The sequence below is a fragment of the Nocardioides iriomotensis genome, from assembly GCF_004168035.1.
In the GTDB taxonomy this organism is placed as follows: Bacteria; Actinomycetota; Actinomycetes; order Propionibacteriales; family Nocardioidaceae; genus Nocardioides_B; species Nocardioides_B iriomotensis.
Map to the genome: position 1 here is coordinate 1 of NZ_SDPU01000010.1, position 13,773 is coordinate 13,773.

Annotated in this window: 15 protein-coding genes; 5 read left to right on the forward strand and 10 right to left on the reverse strand. The window is 73.3% G+C overall.

All coding sequences use genetic code 11. The features are described from left to right. Nucleotides 1-222 (forward strand): DUF779 domain-containing protein (locus ETU37_RS02785; RefSeq protein WP_129985360.1); only part of this gene is annotated, 222 nt, incomplete at its 5' end. Here the strand turns inward: ETU37_RS02785 and ETU37_RS02790 are convergent. The 6 genes from ETU37_RS02790 to ETU37_RS02815 are packed head-to-tail and all read right to left on the reverse strand — an operon-like array spanning nucleotide 202 to nucleotide 4,710. Then, nucleotides 202-963 carry an ABC transporter permease gene (locus tag ETU37_RS02790; protein ID WP_129985361.1) on the reverse strand — a complete coding sequence of 254 codons (762 nt, stop codon included), beginning with the start codon at nucleotides 961-963 and terminating at the stop codon, nucleotides 202-204. The genes ETU37_RS02785 and ETU37_RS02790 overlap by 21 nt on opposite strands. Continuing rightward, nucleotides 960-1,691: an ABC transporter ATP-binding protein gene (locus tag ETU37_RS02795; RefSeq protein ID WP_240755504.1), complete on the reverse strand. Its 732-nt coding sequence runs from the start codon at nucleotides 1,689-1,691 to the stop codon at nucleotides 960-962. The genes ETU37_RS02790 and ETU37_RS02795 overlap by 4 nt, the downstream gene beginning before the upstream one ends. A 31-nt stretch (nucleotides 1,692-1,722) precedes the next feature. Next, complete coding sequence (locus ETU37_RS02800) at nucleotides 1,723-2,370, reverse strand: TIGR03086 family metal-binding protein (RefSeq protein ID WP_206053667.1); 648 nt, start codon at nucleotides 2,368-2,370, stop codon at nucleotides 1,723-1,725. Next, a complete protein-coding gene (locus ETU37_RS23795) occupies nucleotides 2,367-2,963 on the reverse strand; it encodes a TetR/AcrR family transcriptional regulator (RefSeq protein ID WP_129985362.1) in 597 nt (198 codons plus the stop codon). The genes ETU37_RS02800 and ETU37_RS23795 overlap by 4 nt, the downstream gene beginning before the upstream one ends. Further along, complete coding sequence (locus ETU37_RS02810; RefSeq protein WP_206053668.1) at nucleotides 2,960-3,739, reverse strand: sugar phosphate isomerase/epimerase family protein; 780 nt, start codon at nucleotides 3,737-3,739, stop codon at nucleotides 2,960-2,962. The genes ETU37_RS23795 and ETU37_RS02810 overlap by 4 nt, the downstream gene beginning before the upstream one ends. Beyond that, nucleotides 3,736-4,710: a Ppx/GppA family phosphatase gene (locus tag ETU37_RS02815; RefSeq protein ID WP_129985363.1), complete on the reverse strand. Its 975-nt coding sequence runs from the start codon at nucleotides 4,708-4,710 to the stop codon at nucleotides 3,736-3,738. Before ETU37_RS02815 ends, ETU37_RS02810 begins: the two co-directional genes overlap by 4 nt. 37 nt (nucleotides 4,711-4,747) lie before the next feature. Between ETU37_RS02815 and ETU37_RS02820 the strand changes: the two genes are divergently transcribed. Next, a complete protein-coding gene (locus ETU37_RS02820) occupies nucleotides 4,748-5,494 on the forward strand; it encodes a DUF3109 family protein (RefSeq protein ID WP_129985364.1) in 747 nt (248 codons plus the stop codon). A 45-nt stretch (nucleotides 5,495-5,539) separates the two neighbouring features. Here ETU37_RS02820 and ETU37_RS02825 read toward each other — a convergent pair whose 3' ends face one another. Together ETU37_RS02825 and ETU37_RS02830 are read right to left on the reverse strand one after the other, a co-directional pair. Next, nucleotides 5,540-6,415 (reverse strand): hypothetical protein, encoded by an 876-nt coding sequence (locus tag ETU37_RS02825; protein WP_129985365.1) that lies wholly within the window; start codon nucleotides 6,413-6,415, stop codon nucleotides 5,540-5,542. A 51-nt stretch (nucleotides 6,416-6,466) separates the two neighbouring features. After that, nucleotides 6,467-8,560 carry an elongation factor G-like protein EF-G2 gene (locus ETU37_RS02830; RefSeq protein WP_129985366.1) on the reverse strand — a complete coding sequence of 698 codons (2,094 nt, stop codon included), beginning with the start codon at nucleotides 8,558-8,560 and terminating at the stop codon, nucleotides 6,467-6,469. 126 nt (nucleotides 8,561-8,686) lie between these two features. On the opposite strand from ETU37_RS02830, the gene ETU37_RS02835 reads away from it, so the two are divergent. Further along, the gene (locus ETU37_RS02835) at nucleotides 8,687-9,325 is read left to right on the forward strand and encodes a VOC family protein (protein WP_129985367.1); all 639 of its coding nucleotides are present in this window, start codon (nucleotides 8,687-8,689) and stop codon (nucleotides 9,323-9,325) included. 14 nt (nucleotides 9,326-9,339) lie between these two features. Next, a complete protein-coding gene (locus tag ETU37_RS02840) occupies nucleotides 9,340-10,023 on the forward strand; it encodes a class I SAM-dependent methyltransferase (RefSeq protein ID WP_240755505.1) in 684 nt (227 codons plus the stop codon). A 12-nt stretch (nucleotides 10,024-10,035) separates the two neighbouring features. Here the strand turns inward: ETU37_RS02840 and ETU37_RS02845 are convergent, their stop codons facing one another. After that, the gene (locus ETU37_RS02845; protein WP_129985368.1) at nucleotides 10,036-11,148 is read right to left on the reverse strand and encodes a LacI family DNA-binding transcriptional regulator; all 1,113 of its coding nucleotides are present in this window, start codon (nucleotides 11,146-11,148) and stop codon (nucleotides 10,036-10,038) included. Nucleotides 11,149-11,250: 102 nt separating this feature from the next. Here ETU37_RS02845 and radA point away from each other — a divergent pair, with 102 nt between their 5' ends. Then, on the forward strand, nucleotides 11,251-12,717 hold the full coding sequence (gene radA, locus ETU37_RS02850) for a DNA repair protein RadA (protein WP_129985369.1): 1,467 nt from the start codon (nucleotides 11,251-11,253) through the stop codon (nucleotides 12,715-12,717). A 5-nt stretch (nucleotides 12,718-12,722) separates the two neighbouring features. Here the strand turns inward: radA and ETU37_RS02855 are convergent, their stop codons facing one another. After that, entirely contained in the window at nucleotides 12,723-13,715 is a 993-nt protein-coding gene (locus ETU37_RS02855; protein ID WP_129985370.1) for an NAD-dependent epimerase/dehydratase family protein, read from the reverse strand. Nucleotides 13,716-13,773 lie beyond the last annotated feature (58 nt).

Genomic DNA, 13,773 nt, shown 5'->3' on the forward strand with positions numbered 1-13,773 from the left:
GTCCACCTCGGCGAGCTCGACGTGCCGGGCGGGACGCCGGTGCCGGTGTGGATGTCGCGCGAGCAGTTCGCCTACTGGTCGCACACCCACCTGACGATCGACGTCGTGCCCGGCCGCGGGGCCGGCTTCTCCGTCGAGGCCCCGACGGGCAGGCGGTTCCTGATCCGGTCCCGGCTGTTCACGGACGACGAGGTCGCGGCGCTAGGCGGTACGGCGCCGTAGCGTCGCGGCACCGAGGGCCAGGGCGGCGACGGCGAACCCGATCACGATCCCGATGTCGACCCACACCTCGGGGTCGACGTCGCCGAGCGCGCTGCCGGCCGTGGTGGCGAGGCTGCTCATCGCGTCGACGGCGTACGACAGCGGCAGCATGTTGCTGATCGCCTCGAGCACGGCCGGCATCGCCTCGCGCGGGACGAACAGCCCGCACAGCAGGATCTGCGGGAGCACCACGAGCGGCATGAACTGGACGGCCTGGAACTCCGTCTGCGCGAACGCCGACACGAACAGACCGAGCGCGGTGCCGAGCACGGCGTCGCAGACCGCGACCACGACCAGCACCCACACGGACCCGGCGACGTCGAGGCCGAGCAGCCAGACGCAGACCGTGACGGCGAGCGTCGACTGGACCGCGGCGACCAGGCCGAACGCCAGGGCGTAGCCGCCGAGCAGGTCGAGCTTGCCCGTCGGCATCGCGAGCAGCCGCTCCAGCGTGCCGGACGAGCGCTCGCGCAACGTGGTCACCGAGGTCACCAGGAACATCACGATGAACGGGATCAGCGCCAGCAGCGCGGGCCCGAGCTTGTCGAAGCCGATGGCACCGCCGGGGAGGTCGCCGAACATCCACCACAGCAGCGTCAGGATCACGCACGGCATCACCAGCAGCATCGCCACGGTGCGGTGGTCGCGGCGGAGCTGGTGGAGCACGCGTCCGGCGACGGAGAGAGTGATGCGGGCGCTCATGCCGTGGCTCCTTCCACGCCGCCCTCGACGAGGGCCAGGAACGCGGACTCGATGTCGTGGGTGCGGGTCCGTTGGCGCAGCACGTCCGGCGCGTCGTCGGCGATCAGCCTTCCGTCGCGCATCAGCAGCAGCCGGTCGCACCGGTCGGCCTCGTCCATGACGTGGCTGGACACGAGCACCGTGGTGCCCTGGTCGGCGAGCGCGTGGAACATCGCCCAGAGGTCGCGGCGCAGCACCGGGTCGAGGCCGACGGTCGGCTCGTCGAGCACGAGCAGCTCCGGCCTGCCGAGCAGCGCGACCGCGAGCGAGGCGCGCGAGCGCTGGCCGCCGGACAGCCGACCGACCACGACGTCCTTGCGGTCGACGAGGTCGACGGCCTCGATGCAGCGGTCGACCTCGCCGGGCTCGGTGCCGAGCACGCGGGCGAAGAAGCGGAGGTTCTCGGCGACGGTGAGGTCGTTGTAGACGCTCGGGTCCTGCGTGACGTAGCCGATCCGGTCGCGCAGCTGCTTGCTGCCTGCCGGGTAGCCCAGCACCGTGACGGTGCCGCCGGCGACGATCTGCACCCCGACGATGGAGCGCATCAGCGTCGTCTTGCCACAGCCGGACGGCCCGAGCAGGCCGGTCACCTTGCCGGGCACGGTCGCGAACGAGACGTCGTCGACCGCCCGGACGTGCCCGCGGACGACGGTGAGCCCGTCGACCTCCACGACCGAGTTTTTCATCATGCGTTGAATTATGCTCCAGCGGCCGGGAGTGTCAAGAGGTCGCACGCCACCCGGGATCGCGCCCGGTGAGGCCGGCGAGGCGGTCCACCGGGTGCGCGTGCGCGGGTACGGCGACCGGCGGGCCGAACAGGCCACCGCCCGTGTCGGCGTCGGGCGTACCACCGTCCGGCGGCTCGAACGACGCCACGAACCGGGTCACCGCCTCGACTGCTGCGAGGTCGGCGTCGTAGGGCTGTCCGGTCGCCCGGGCCAGGTCCCAGCCGTGCACGACGACCTCGTCGAGCGCGACGAGACCGGCCGCGTCGCCGGGCATCTCGACCGGGCCGGCCATGGTGGTCCCCTCGTACGCGTCCTGCTTCGCCCAGGCCTCGGCCAGAACCGCGAGGTCGGCGCCGATGCGCTCGCGCCAGCCGTCCGGGAGGTCGCTGCCGTTGGCCCGTGGACCGGCACCGCCCGGCAGGTCGGTCTTGGTGGCGGCGGCGGTGAACGCCAGGGTCAGCCCGGCGATGTGGTCGACCAGGTCGGCGACGGTCCAGTCCGGGCAGGGCGTCGGCCCGGCGAGCTGGTCGTCGCGGACGCCGGTGACGACACGCGCCAGGGTGGCGGTGGCGGGTCCGAAGGGCAGGGTCGGGTGCTCGTTGTCCATGTGGTTGAGACCGGCGCCGCGGCCAGGACTCATCGGTCGCCGTCCAGGTACCTCTGCACGGTCGGCGCGACCCAGGCGACGACCTCCTCGGGGGGCATCGAGGCCAGGGGCTCGACGGCGAGCACGTAGCGGGCGACGACGAGGCCGACGAGCTGCGACAGCACCAGCTGGACCCGCTCCTCGGCGTCCGGGCCCGGCAGGACCTCCCGCAGCGGCGTGAAGATCATCCGGAGCACCCCCTCGCGAAGGAGGTTGACCGGACCGGCCTCGCCGAGCGACGCGCGGACCAGCGCGATCAGCGGCAGCCGCGCCTCGGGGTCCTCCCAGACCGACACGAACACCCGGAGCAGCCGCTCCCCCGCGCCCTCGACGCCCTCGGCGAAGACCAGCGGCACCACCTGGCGCGGGTCGACCGGGATCTCCAGCGCGGCGATGAACAGGTCGTCCTTGCTGCCGAAGTAGTGGTGGACCAGCGCCGCGTCGACGCCCGCCGAGGCGGCGACGGCGCGGATCGTCGTACCGGCGAAACCCTTGTGCGCGAAGGACTCCCGGGCCGCGGCGAGGATCGCGCCGCGGGTGTCGGGACCGCCGGGACGGCGGCCGCGGGACGTCGCGCGCTCGGTCATTCGGGCGCCGTGGCGAAGTTGAGCCGGGTGAACGCGAGCGACTCGACCAGGTCGAGCTCGCGGGCGTCCCGGTTGCCGGCCTTGCGGGTGTTGATCTCGACGACGATGTGGCCGCCGAAGCCGACCCGGGCGAGGTGCTCGAGCAGCTCGGCGACGGGCTGGCTGCCGCGGCCGGGCACCAGGTGCTCGTCCTTGGCCGACCCGGTGCCGTCGGTGAGGTGGATGTGCCGCAGCCGGTCGCCGAGCCGCTTGGCCATCGCGACCGGGTCGCACCGCGCGGTCGCGGAGTGCGACAGGTCGATCGTCGCGTTGGCGTAGTCCTGCTCGCTCGGGTCCCAGCCGGGGAGGTAGACCTCCATCTGGCGGCGGGAGGCGCGCCAGGGGTACATGTTCTCGACCGCGAACGCGATGCCGGTGCGCTCCTCGAGCGCCTTGATCCCCTCGACGAACGTGCGGGCGTAGTCGCGCTGCCACCGGAACGGCGGGTGCACCACCACGACGTCGGCGCCGACCGCCCGGGCCATGTCGGCGCTCCTCTCGAGCTTGCCCCACGGCTCGGTGCCCCAGACCCGCTGCGTGATGAGCAGGCAGGGCGCGTGCACGGCTGCCACGGGCATCTCGTGGTACTCCGACAGGTGCCGGACCGCGTCGATCTCCTGGCTGATCGGGTCGATCCCGACCATCACCTCGACCGCCTCGTAACCGAGGCGGGCGGCGAGCTCGAAACCCTGCGCCGTCGTCTCGGGGTAGACCGAGGCGGTCGAGAGCGCGATCACCTGCTCAGACTAGCCACCGTGATGGGGCCGCCCGGCCGGCGTCCGGAGCGCACGCTGATCTGGTCCAGGCGCTCGAGGATGATGCCCTCGCGCAGCGCCCACGGGCAGATCTCGAGCTCCGGCAGGTCGAAGATGTCCATCACCGCGTCGGCCACCAGCGCGCCGGCGACGACCTGGTGCGCGCGGCTGGCGGAGACGCCCGGGAGGTAGGACAGCTCCTCCGCGGACATCGCGAAGATCGCCGGGATCAGCCCGATCAGCTCCCCGTGCGGGAGCACCCGCCGGACCAGCGGGCCGTCGCCCGACGGGGCCGCCCCGCAGATCCGCGCGAGCGAGCGGAAGGTCTTCGAGGTGGCGACGGCGTGGTCGGGCCGCCCGGGCCGCAGGATCGACCCCGCGTCGCGCGCGAGGTCGGCCCGGATCTTGAGGCGCAGGCGCCGTACGGCGTCCTCGTCGGCGCCCTGCAGCCAGTCGCGGGAGAGCCGGCCGGCGCCCAGCGGCAGCGACTGCGCCACGTCGGGCGCCTCGTCGCTGCCGACCGCGATCTCGAGCGAGCCGCCGCCGATGTCGAACACGGCGAGCCGGCCGGACGACCAGCCGAACCACCGTCGTACGGCGAGGAAGGTCAGCCGGGCCTCGTCCTCACCGGGCAGCACCTCGATGTCGACGCCGGTCTGCTCCCGGACGTGCTCGAGGACCTCGTCGCTGTTGGTGGCGTCGCGCACCGCCGAGGTGGCGAAGCCGAGCATCTCCTCGCAGCCCTTGTCGCCCGCCACGACGAGCGCGTCCGCGACGAACTTGGTCAGCGCGTCGACGCCGCTCTGGTCGACCGCGCCGTCGGCATCGAGATGCTCCGCGAGACGAAGAGGTTCCTTGTGGGAGAACGCGGGGAGCGGCGCGGCGCCCCCGTGCGCGTCGACGACCAGCAGGTGCCCGGTGTTCGAGCCGATGTCCAGCACGCCCAGCCTCATGGGGGCAGGTTAGTCCTCCGCGCGTAGGGTTGCCCGCGTGCCAGAAGTCGACCTCGTCTTTCCCCGCGCCTGGGTCGAGTTCCAGGACCCGTCCGACGAGTCCCAGGTGTTCAAGTGTGACCTCACGTGGCTGACGTCGCAGTGGACCTGCATCTTCGGGTCGGGCTGCTGCGGCATCTACGCCGACCGGCCTGACGACGGCTGCTGCACCCTCGGCGCGCACTTCTCCGACAAGGACGACGAGAAGCGCGTGAAGCGCTGGGCCAAGAAGCTCGACCCCGAGCACTGGCAGTTCCACGACGAGGGCCGCAAGGGCGGGATCGTCGAGGTCGACGAGGACGGCGACCGCAAGACCCGCGTCCACGAGGGCGCCTGCATCTTCCTCAACCGGCCCGGCTTCCCCGGCGGCTACGGCTGCGCCCTGCACGGCCTCGCGCTGCGCCACGACACCCACTTCGTCGAGACCAAGCCCGACGTGTGCTGGCAGCTCCCGATCCGCCGCACCTTCCGCGACGTCGAGCTGCCCGACGGCACGGAGTACACCGAGGTCTCGATCGGCGAGTACGACCGCCGCGGCTGGGGTCCCGGCGGCCACGACCTCGACTGGTACTGCTCGGGCAACACCGAGGCCCACGTCGGCCAGGAGCCGGTCTACATCAGCAACGAGCGAGAGCTGGTGGAGCTGATGGGCCAGGCGGCGTACGACGAGCTGGTCGACCACTGCGAGCGGCACATCAAGTCCCGCTCCGCCCTGGCCATCCACCCGGCCGACCCGCGCGACTAGCACCGGGCCGTTCGGACAGGCACTCGCCGGCACGTGGCCCGCGGGTCACGCTGCGCCAGGCCGCCGCGACCGCGCGAGTGCCTGTTCGACGGCACCGACGAGGGTTGTTCGCACGTAGTCAGGACGGAACATGACGTGCTCCCAGGCGAACCGGAGCACGATCCACCCGTCGACGACGAAGGCGTTGTAGCGCTCGCAGTCGTCGGCCAGCGCCTGCCGACGACCGTGGAACTCGAAGGAGTCCGCCTCGAGCACGATCCGCAACCGCTCGTCGACCAGGTCGGGCCGGCCCACGTCCCCGATCCAGACCTGCGGCTCTACGGACAGGTCCGGCACCTGGAGCGCGATCGCCCTGAGGACCGACTCGAAAGGATTGGCCGCACGGGCGTCGGCGGCGAGCGCGACCCGCATGCACCGCGCCCGGTGCCGCACCGGCACGGCTGCCGCCCGGCGCAGCAGGTGCTCGGACGACACGTCGAGCGACCGCAGCGCCGAGTCGGCAACGGCGAGCGCCTCGTCGAACGGCATCCGCGCGCAGCAGTCCAGCACGGTGCGCACCGGACTGGTCGCCACTCGGTTGACGTCCTCGGCAGGCAGGTCCACGAAGCGGACGCGCACGCCACGACGGCGATGCTCCGGGAGGTTCCGCTTCCTGGGCACGACCACAACCGGGGACGACGGCCGATGTTTCAACGGCCAGCCGTAGAGCTGCGCGGCGCTGTCCTCGCACAGCAGGCCGGAGAGACGGTGGGCGCAGGCGAGCGCCTCGTCCGCTCCCGGTAGCGCATACCGCCCCCGCTCCAGGCGGATGACGAGACCGCTGCGGGTCGCTGCGCGCAGCGACGGTCTCGTGACGTGCGTCAGGAGCGTCGCGGTGTCGGCGACGCCACCCAGCCGTTCGAGCACCTGCTCCGGTCGCACCCCACGAGCCTGACGGAAGCGACGGTCGCGTGCGGCCGACCGTCCACAGGATCAGTCGCGGTACTTCGCGGCGAGGTGGTCGGGCATCGGCTCGTAGCGAGCGAAGCTGCGCGTGAACGACGCGGCTCCGTGGGAGAACGCCCGCAGGTCGATGGAGTAGCGGATGATCTCGGTCTGCGGCACCTCGGCCCGCACCAGCGTGCGGTCGCCGCCCACCGGCTCGGAGCCGAGCACGCGCCCGCGTCGACCGGACAGGTCGCTCATCACGGTGCCGACGAGGTCGTCGGGCACGAGCACGCCGATCTCGTCGACCGGCTCGAGCATCGAGACCTTCGCCGACGCCGCCGCCTCTCGCAGCGCCAGCGCGCCGGCGGTCTGGAACGCCATGTCCGACGAGTCGACGCTGTGCGCCTTCCCGTCGGTCAGCGTGACCTTGATGTCGACGACCGGGTAGCCGGCGGCGACGCCCTTCTCCATCTGCGCGCGGACGCCCTTCTCCACCGACGGGATGAACTGCCGGGGTACGGCGCCGCCCACGACCTTGTCGACGAACTCGAAGCCGCCACCCTCCGGGAGCGGCTCGACGGTGATGTCGCAGACGGCGTACTGCCCGTGCCCACCCGACTGCTTCACGTGCCGGCCCTTCGCCGTGGCGGACGAGCCGAACGTCTCGCGCAGCGGCACCCGAAGCTCCACCTGGTCGACGCCGGCGCCGTGCCGGTGCTCGAGCCTGTCGAGCACGACGTCGGCGTGCGCCTCGCCCATGCACCACAGCACGATCTGGTGGGTCTCGGCGTTGTGCTCGATGCGCAGGGTCGGGTCCTCGGCGGCGAGGCGCTGCAGGCCCTGGCCGAGCTTGTCCTCGTCGGCCTTGGCGCGGGCCTCGATGGCGAGCGGCAGGAGCGGCTCCGGCATCGACCACGGCTTCAGCACCAGCGGGCTCTCCTTGTCGGAGAGGGTGTCGCCGGTCTCGGCGCGCGTGAGCCGGCCGATCGCGCAGATGTCGCCGGCGACGACCTTGTCGCAGGTGCGCTGGGTCTTGCCCAGCGGCATCGACAGCGACCCGATGCGCTCGTCCTCGTCGTGGTCCTCGTGGCCGCCCACCGACGCGGCGTCCCCGGGCGTGCCGAAGAACGACGAGAAGTGGCCGGACACGTGCACGGTCGCGTCCGGGAGGATGGTGCCGGAGAAGACCCGGACCAGGCTGACCCGGCCGACGTACGGGTCGGAGGTGGTCTTCACGACCTCGGCCACCAGCGGCCCGTCGGCGTCGCAGGAGATGGCCGGGCCGGACTTGCCCTCGGGGGTGAAGACCTCGGGCGTCGTGTGCTCCAGGGGCGACGGGAAGCCGGAGACGATCAGGTCGAGCAGCTCGGTGGCCCCGACGCCGTTGGACGAGTCGACCGGAAGCACGGGGTGGAAGGACCCCTGGGCGACCGCGCGCTCGAGGTCCTCGAGCAGCAGCGCCTTGTCGACGTCCTCGCCACCCAGGAACCGCTCCATCAGCGTCTCGTCCTCGGACTCCTCGATGACCGCCTCGATCAGCGCGCCGCGCTGGGTGTCGTGGGCGTGGTCGTCGGAGAGCAGCCCGACGAGCTGGTCGCCCTCGCGGAGGTAGACCGGCACGACCTTGTCGCCGAACGCCGCCTGCGCCTGCAGCACCACGCCGTCGTAGTCGGCCCGGGCGTGGTCGAGCTTGCTGATCACGACGACCCGCGGCATGCCGACCTCGGCGCACTCGCGCCACAGCGACCTGGTCGGCTCGTCGACGCCCTCGTTGGCCGCGATCACGAAGAGCGCACAGTCGGCGGCGCGCAGACCGGCGCGCAGCTCACCGACGAAGTCGGCGTACCCAGGGGTGTCGAGCAGGTTGATCTTCACGCCGTCGTGCATGAGCGGCGCCAGGGCGAGGCCGGTCGAGCGCTGCTGGCGCTGCTCGGCGTCGTCGAAGTCGCACACGGTCGTGCCCTCCACGACCGAACCTGCCCTGGAAAGCACACCGGCCGAGACCAACAGGGTCTCGACCAGTGTCGTCTTCCCGGAGCCCGCCGGGCCTACCACGGCCACGTTGCGGATGGCGTCCGCCCGGTCGGCGACCGGGACATCTCCTTTGCCTGCTTGGGCTGATGCCTGCTTCCCTGACACGACGACCCCTCCTGGGCTCTCCTGACCGGTCTGAGACCTTCACCCTTCACCCGTTGCCGCCCGCGCACAAGAGTCCGACGGACCCCAGTGTCGGGGCCTCCCGCCGGTGCGGTGACAATGCTGGGTATGCGTTTGGACCATCTCTCGTACGCCGCCGGGCCTGACGGGCTGCAGGGGACCGCCCGCCGCATCGGCGAGCTGCTCGGAGAGGAGTTCCGCGACGGGGGGATCCACCCGCGCTTCGGCACGCGCAACATGGTGCTGCCGTTGAGCCAGGGCACCTACCTCGAGGTCGTGGAAGTCCTCGACCACCCGGCGTCCGACAAGGCGCCGTTCGGCCAGGCCGTCCGTGCCCGCTCCCAGCTCGGTGGCGGCTGGCTCGGCTGGGTCGTCTGCGTCGACGACATCGCCAAGGTCGAGGCCCGCCTCGGCCGGCAGTCGGTCGACGGCAACCGGCACCGGCCGGACGGCATCGAGCTGCGCTGGAGGCAGATCGGCGTCACCGGCCTGCAGACCGACCCCCAGCTGCCGTTCTTCGTGCAGTGGCAGGTGCCCGAGGAGCAGCACCCCTCGACGGGCTCGACCGGCGAGCTGCACCTCGAGACCCTCGAGATCGCCGGCGACTCCGCGCGCGTCCGCGACTGGCTGGGTGACCCCGACGTCGACCCGCTCGAGGACGTCAACGTCGAGTGGGTGGCGCCGCACGGCACGCCGGGCGTCGTGGCCGCGCAGTTCAGCACCCCGGCCGGGCTGGTCCGCATCTGACCACGCCCGGGGCGGTGCCGAGCCCCAACATCTGGCACCACCCGCAGACCTACGAGATCGAGAACCGCGCCGCCGACCCCGATCGCCACATCGAGGCCGCCATGCGCTCGGTCGCCGACTGGCGCGGCCGCGACCTCCTCGACCTGGGCTGCGGCACCGGGTACCACCTGCCGCGCTGGGCCGAGGACGCCCGTCGCGTCGTCGGCGTGGAGCCGCACCCCGACCTGGCACGTGTCGCCGCCCGCCGTACCTCCCGGCTGGACGCCGTCGAGGTGCTGGTCGGCACCGCCCAGGCCGTCCCGCTCCCCGACGCGTCGGTCGACGTCGTGCAGGCGCGCTGGGCGTACTTCTTCGGGCCCGGCTGCGAGCCCGGCCTCCGCGAGCTCGACCGCGTCCTCCGCCGCGGCGGTACGGCGTTCGTCGTCGACAACGACGCCCGCCGGTCGGCCTTCGGCGGGTGGTTCCGCCGCGGCTACCCCGACGTCCGGCCCGACGACGTCGAGCGGTTCTGGTCGCGGCACGGCTGGCAGCGCGAGGCCGTCGACATCGTGTGGCGGTTCGAGTCGCGCGCGGACCTCGAGGCGGTGGTCCGGATCGAGCTGCCGACGAAGGTGGCCGAGGAGGTGCTCACCGAGTGGGGCCCGGACGCCGGGCTCGAGGTCGACTACGCGGTCAACCTCTGGTGGAAGCGCTCCTGACGCCCGGGTCGCTCAGGTGGTCGAGCGCACCGACAGCGTCGGCGTCAGGGTGCGGCCGAGCTCCTGGATGGGCCGGTGCGCGAGCAGGTCGCCGAGGAGCGTGACGATCTCGACCGCCACCTGCTCCAGCGGCTGACGCACGGAGGTGAGGCCCGGGGTCGAGACCTGGGCGGCGAGAGAGTCGTCGAAGCCGACCACGGAGAGCCCGCGGCCGGGGCGGAGGTGCCGCTCGTCGAGTGCACGCATCACGCCCATCGCCTGGGTGTCGCTCGCGCAGACGAACGCGGTCGGCTGCTCGCTGTCCAGCAGCGCGTGGGCTGCGCGCCGACCGAAGTCGAGGGTGTCGTCCCCGCGCGCGCTGAGCCGGCTCGTGGACAGCCCGTGGTCGTGCATCCGGTCGGTCCAGCCGCTGCGCCGGTCCTCGCCGATGTAGGACCCCTTCTGCCAGCCGACCCAGGCGATGCGCTCGTGGCCACGCTCGACGAGGTGGTCCACCGCCAGCATCACGCCGGCGCGCCCGTCGACGTCGACCCAGGGGTGCCGGGCCCGCGGGTCGCCCCACGGCCGGCCGAACGCCACGAACGGCACGCCGCGCTCCTCGAGCCAGGCGGCCTGCGGGTTGCCGAGGTACGTGTCGGTCACCAGGAACGCGTCGACCGCCGCGCTGCGCAGCAGCTCGTCGTACCCGTCGAGCGGGTCGGGCGCTTCGACGTGCTCCGGCGCGTCGACCGGCACCTCGGGCCCGGGCTGCGGCGTCGGGGAGCCGGTGAACAGCAGCACGTGGTAGCCGGCGTCGCGGGTGCTCTCGACGAGCGAGTGCAGGAACCGGTCCATCAGCGCGTTGGCGCTGTCCTCGACCGCCGGCGCCACCTTGAGGCCGATCAGCCGGGACGCGCGCGTGCGCAGGTTGCGGGCGGCCCGGTTGGGCGAGTAGCCGAGCCGCTCGATCGCCTCCTGCACCCGCTCCAGGGTCTCGGGGCGCAGCAGCTCGGGGCTGTTCAGCGCGTTGGAGACGGTCTGCCGCGACACGCCCGCCTCGGCCGCGACCGTGGCGAGCGTCGGCGCCCCAGGCCGCGGCTCGGAGCGCGGCGGCTCCGGGCGGTGCAGCTCGGGACGGCGGGTCATGCGATTCCCCCAAGGGCGCGGTCTGGATCGTTCAAATGATAACCACGGAACGCTCCGGGGCGTCGCCGGTCGGCTGTCGGTGGGCTCCCCTACCGTCACCCCATGTCCTCGCGCACCTCCGCCCGCAGCAAGACCCGAGCCACCTACCGCTGCGCCGAGTGCGGCTGGGAGACCGCCAAGTGGGTGGGCCGCTGCGGCGAGTGCCAGGCCTGGGGCTCGGTGGCCGAGACCGCGGTGGCGGCCGGCGCCCTCGGCTCGCGCACGGCGTCCGGGCCGGTCAGCGCGCCCGCGGTCCCGATCGGCGACGTGCCGGTCGAGGACTCCCGCTCCCGCACGTCCGGCGTGCCCGAGCTCGACCGCGTGCTCGGCGGCGGCATCGTGCCCGGCGCGGCCGTCCTGCTGGCCGGCGAGCCCGGTGTCGGCAAGTCCACGCTGCTGCTCGAGGTCGCCGCCCAGACCGCCCGGTCCGGGCTGCGCACCCTCTACGTCACCGGCGAGGAGTCCGCATCCCAGGTCCGGCTGCGCGCCGACCGCACCGGCGGCGTCCACCACGACCTCTACCTCGCGGCCGAGACCGACCTCGGTGCCGTGCTCACCCACGTCCACGAGGTCAAGCCACAGCTGCTGGTGGTCGACTCCGTGCAGACCATCGGCGCGCCCGACGTCGACGGCGTCCCCGGCGGCGTCACCCAGGTGCGCGAGGTCGCGGCCGCGCTGGTGCGCGTCGCCAAGACCCAGAACATCGCCACCGTGATGGTCGGCCACGTCACCAAGGACGGCTCGATCGCGGGCCCGCGCGTCCTGGAGCACCTCGTCGACGTGGTGCTCCAGTTCGAGGGCGAGCGCGACTCACGGCTGCGGATGGTGCGCGCCGTCAAGAACCGCTTCGGTCCCGTCGACGAGGTCGGCTGCTTCGACCTGTCCGGCAGCGGGATCGTCGCCGTCACCGACCCGACCGGCCTGTTCGTCGCGCGGCACCACCAGCCGGTCGCCGGCACGTGCGTCTCCGTCGTGCTGGAGGGGCGCCGGCCGATCCTCGCCGAGGTGCAGGCGCTGGTGACCCCGTCCGCAGCCGAGCGACCGCGCCGCACCACCTCCGGCCTCGACTCCTCGCGCGCGGCGATGATCGTCGCGGTGCTGCAGCAACGCTGCCGGATCAACCTGCACGCCCAGGACGTCTTCGCCTCGACGGTCGGCGGGGTGCGGATCCAGGAGCCCGCGGCCGACCTCGCGACGGCGGTCGCGATCGCCTCGGCATGGAAGTCCAAGGAGGTGCCGACCGACGTCGTCGCCATCGGCGAGATCGGCCTGGCCGGCGAGCTGCGCCGCGTGCGCGACACCCCGCAGCGCATCGCCGAGGCCGCGCGGCTCGGGTTCGGCGCCGCGATCGTGCCGCTGGAGCCGGGCGGCCGGGCCGGCGCGGTCCGCACCGTCGACGGGCTCGAGGTCGTCGGTGTTCCCGACCTCGACTCCGCGCTCCGCGTCCTCGACCTGGCCCGCGAGGACACCGTGCCGTTGTTCCGGCCGGGCCACGTTCCCGACCTGCCGCCGGCGCTCGGCGTCGTCTGAGCCGCCTAGCCGCCCACCAGCCGGCGCTCGACCTCCGGGTCGACGCCCAGCACCTCGTCGCCGTCGCGGGCCGGGTCGTGCCCCAGGCCGCCGGTGGCGCGCAGCCAGTCGAGCGTGTCCGCGACCGTCTCGTGCACGGGGCGGCAGCGCAGCCCGGCATCGACCGCCCGGCGCACGTCGGTGGTGAGGAAGCCGTCGTACTCCGGCTCGGGCGGCAGCCAGCCCGGCAGCGCGACGTACCGGTCCACGCCGGCCGCCTCCATCGCCTCCGGCGCGACCCAGCGGAACCGCGCCGGGCTCGGGACCGCCCCGCGGCACGCGTCGAGGAACGACCCTGTCGTGGCGTGACCGAGGCGGTTGACCACGTTGTACGGCCCGGTGGCCCCGTCCGCGGCGACGTCGAGCATCCACGCGGCCAGGTCGCGCACGTCGACGTACCGCCACGGCTGGTCGGGGTCCCCGGGCGCCAGCACCGTGCCGGACCGGGCGACGTGGGCCAGCCACGACCGCATCCGGCCGAGGTTCTCCCCCGGCCCGAGGATCACGCCGGCCCGGACGAGGACCGACCGGCCGCCGAACGACTCCTCGACCGCGAGCTCGCCGCCGCGCTTGTCCTCGGCGTACCCGACCGACGGCGCGCCCGCCGACGCCGCCACCGTCGCCGCGGACTCGTCGAGGCCTCCCGGGTACGGCGGGGCGTAGACCGCGCGGCTGGACACGTAGACGTAGCGCGCGACCGCATCGGCCAGCAGCTCCGCGCTCGTGCGCACGGCCACCGGCGCGCCGGCCCACGTGTCGACCACGGCGTCCCAGCGACCGTGCGCGAGCTGCTCGACGTCGTACGGCCGGGTGCGGTCCCCGACGACGGCCTCGACGCCCTCGCGCCACTCCGGCCGGCTGCCGCGGTTGAAGGTCGTCACGGACCACCCGCGTGCGAGCGCGGCCTCCACCACGGCTCCCCCGACGAACGAGGTGCCGCCCAGGACGAGCAGCCTCATGCGCTGATCATGCCCCCATCACCTACCGAGGGACGGCAACCCGACACGCCGCGCCGTC